The sequence below is a fragment of the Micromonospora sp. 4G55 genome, from assembly GCF_016803375.1.
Genome location: NZ_JAEVHN010000683.1, coordinates 1 through 3,208 on the forward strand (window position 1 = coordinate 1; position 3,208 = coordinate 3,208).

4 protein-coding genes are annotated in these 3,208 nt (G+C 74.6%); all 4 read right to left on the bottom strand.

Features of this window, described 5'->3' with window-relative positions; translation table 11 throughout:
• Window positions 1-4 precede the first annotated feature (4 nt).
• On the bottom strand, window positions 5-571 hold the full coding sequence (locus JNW89_RS32300; protein WP_309140047.1) for a hypothetical protein: 567 nt from the start codon (window positions 569-571) through the stop codon (window positions 5-7).
• The gene (locus JNW89_RS38370) at window positions 496-1,074 is read right to left on the bottom strand and encodes a hypothetical protein (RefSeq protein ID WP_309140048.1); all 579 of its coding nucleotides are present in this window, start codon (window positions 1,072-1,074) and stop codon (window positions 496-498) included. The genes JNW89_RS32300 and JNW89_RS38370 overlap by 76 nt, the downstream gene beginning before the upstream one ends.
• A gap of 161 nt (window positions 1,075-1,235) precedes the next feature.
• The gene (locus tag JNW89_RS32305) at window positions 1,236-2,531 is read right to left on the bottom strand and encodes a dicarboxylate/amino acid:cation symporter (protein WP_238451941.1); all 1,296 of its coding nucleotides are present in this window, start codon (window positions 2,529-2,531) and stop codon (window positions 1,236-1,238) included.
• 205 nt (window positions 2,532-2,736) lie between these two features.
• Window positions 2,737-3,208 (bottom strand): DUF998 domain-containing protein (locus JNW89_RS32310; RefSeq protein ID WP_238451940.1); only part of this gene is annotated, 472 nt, incomplete at its 5' end.

A 3,208-nucleotide genomic window follows, 5' to 3' on the forward strand; every position in this document is an offset into this window, starting at 1 on the left:
ACGGTCAGAAGGCGCGGGCGTACTGGTCGGGCCAGCCGGGGTGGGCGCCGAGCTTGGCGGCGGCGCGGCGCGGCCAGTACGGGTCCCGGAGCAGTTCCCGGCCGAGCAGCACCAGGTCGGCCTCGCCGCCGGCAACGATCTGCTCGGCCTGCTCCGGCTCGACGATCAGGCCGACCGCGCCGGTGAGCACCCCGGCCTCGCGGCGGATCCGCGCGGCGAGGGGCACCTGGTAGCCGGGCCCGACCGGGATGCTGGCCCGGGCCGCCGCGCCGCCGGAGGAGGCGTCGACCAGGTCGACCCCGGCGGCGGCGAGTTCACCGGCGAGCACGACGCTGTCCTCGACGGTCCAGCCGCCCTCGATCCAGTCGGTGGCCGAGATCCGGGTCAGCACCGGCATCCGCTCGCCGACGGCGGCGCGCACCGCGCGAGCCACCTCCAGGGTGAGCCGCATCCGGGCGGTCCGGTCGCCGCCGTAGCCGTCGGTGCGGTGGTTGGTCAGCGGGGACAGGAACTCGTGCAGCAGGTAGCCGTGCGCGGCGTGGATCTCCACCGCGCCGAAGCCGGCGTCCACCGCCCGGCCGGCGGCGGTGGCGAAGGCGGACACCACGCGGGGCGATCCCGGCCTCGTCGAGCGCCGTCGGCGTCGCGGTAGTCGGGGAGGAACGGCTCGGCGCCGGGGCCGACCGGGGTCCAGCCGCCCTCGGCGTCCGGCACGCCGCCGCGTCGCTCGGCCCACGGCCGGTACGTCGACGCCTTGAACCCGGCGTGCGCGAGCTGCACCGCCGGCACCGCGCCCTGGGCGGCGACGAACCCGGTGATCGGACGCCAGGCGTCGACGTGCGCGTCGGACCAGAGGCCGGTGTCCTGCGGGCTGATCCGCCCCTCGGGCACGACGGCGGTGGCCTCGGTGAGGATCAGGCCGGCGCCGCCGACGGCCCGGGAGCCGAGGTGGATCCGGTGCCAGTCGGTGGGCAGGCCGTCCGGGCCGGCGCTGTACTGGCACATCGAGGCGAGGGCGACCCGGTTGGGCAGGGTGACCGCGCGCAGGGTCAGCGGGGTGAACAGGGCACTCATGAGGTGATCCTCCGGGAGAGGCGACGGACACGACCCGCCGGGGAAGGCCCGGCGCGACCGGTGGTGCGTGCGGAGCCGACGTCCGCTGGATGCGGCGGCCGTCCACGTGGTTCGGTGCGTTCCGGTCACCGGAGCGACCGGAAACGCACCCGAAGGGCGACTCAGGCGGGAACCGGCGCCAGCTCGTCGGAGCGGGCCGGTCGCTGCTCGTCGGCGTCGACCAGGTCACGCCGGCCGGCGGAGTCGTACGCGGCCCGGTCCAGGGTGCCCTCCCGCGCGGCGACGATGGTCGGCACCAGCGCCTGCCCGGCCACGTTGGTGGCGGTGCGGATCATGTCCAGGATCGGGTCGATGGCCAGCAGCAGACCGGCGCCGGCCAGCGGCAGGCCCAGCGTGCTCAGGGTCAGGGTGAGCATCACGATCGCGCCGGTCAGGCCGGCGGTGGCCGCCGAGCCGACCACCGAGACGAAGGCGATCAGCAGGTAGTCGGTGACGCCCAGGTCCACCCCGAAGACCTGCGCGACGAAGATCGCCGCCAGGGCCGGGTAGATCGCGGCGCAGCCGTCCATCTTCGTGGTGGCGCCGAACGGCACCGCGAACGAGGCGTACTCGCGGGGGACGCCGAGGCGCTCAACGGAACGCTGGGTCACCGGCATGGTGCCCACCGAGGAGCGGGAGACGAAGGCCAGCTCGATGGCGGGCCAGGCGCCGGCGAAGAAGCGCAGCGGGTTGAGCCGGCCGGCCGCCACCAGCAGCAGCGGGTAGACCACGAACAGCACGATCGCGCAGCCGACGTAGACGGCGGTGGTGAACTTCGCGAGCGGGGCGATCAGGTCCCAGCCGTACGAGGCGACGGCGTTGCCGATCAGGCCGAGGGTGCCGATCGGGGCGAGCCGGATCACCCACCAGAGCGCCTTCTGCACGATCTCCAGCAGCGAGCGGTTGAGCGCCACGAACGGTTCGGCGGCCTGGCCGACGAGCAGCGCGGCGGCACCCACCACCAGGGCGAGGAAGACGATCTGGAGCACGTTGCCCTCGACGAACGCGCCGACCGGGTTGGTCGGCACGATGCCGGTGAGGAAGTCGGTCCAGGAGCCGGTCTTCTTCGGGGCGCTCGCCGCGCCGATGTCGAGCGAGACGCCGCGACCCGGGTCGGTCAGCAGGCCGAGGCCGATGCCGATACCGACCGCGATCAGCGCGGTGGCGCCGAACCAGAGCAGCGTCTTGAGGGCCAGCCGGGCGGCGTTGGCCACGCCGCGCAGGCTGACCACGCTGACCACGATGGCGGTGAAGACCAGCGGCGGGACGGCCAGCTTGAGCAGCTGGACGAAGAGGCCGCCGACGGTGTCGAGGGTGCTGGCCAGCCAGCTCAGGTCATTGGCGCGGGCGAGGAAGCCCAGCGCCACGCCGAGGACGAGGCCGAGCAGGATCTGTGCGGAAAAGGGAATCTTGCGCAGGGCGGAAGCCATGAGGATGCGTCCAAGGTCTGTCGGAGGTCGGTACGGGCGGCGTCAGAGAGCGGGCCGCGCCGGACAGACGCCGCTGGCCTGCAGTCGGAGATCGACGTACAGGCGCACGGTGAGGTGCCAGACATTGGTCATCGCCTGGCGACGCTACTCCCGGCCACCGCGCAACGGGAAGGACCGAAGGCCGTGAGGCTCCTTACAGGGCGCGTTTGCCGTCCGGTGACCGCTTCGTCACGGTCGGGTCGCGGCGCAGGCCCAGCGCCGTCGCCGCCGCCAGGCCCCAGCCGAAGGTCACCGCCAGCAGCACCCGCTCCAGGCCGCCCACCAACCCGCCCCGCCCCGCGACCAGCATGGCCAGCGCGATCGCGCCGGACAGCGGCAGCGCCAGCGCCCCGCCCAGGGCCGAGATCCGACGCACCGCGGGCGTCGCCGCCGGGGACCGGGCCAGCGCGAGCATCGCGAAGACCACCGCCGCGACCCCCGCGATGCTCGACCCGCCGTGCACCAGGTCCGCCACCGTCGCCGCCTCGAACGGCGGTAGCGGACAGCCCGTGCTGCACGTCACCACCGCGGAGAGCAGGGTGAACACGCTGCCCGCGCCGAGCAGCGCCGCGGCGAGGCGCAGCGCCGCCGGCAGCGCGACGGCGAGCAGCAGCAGCGCCGCGGCC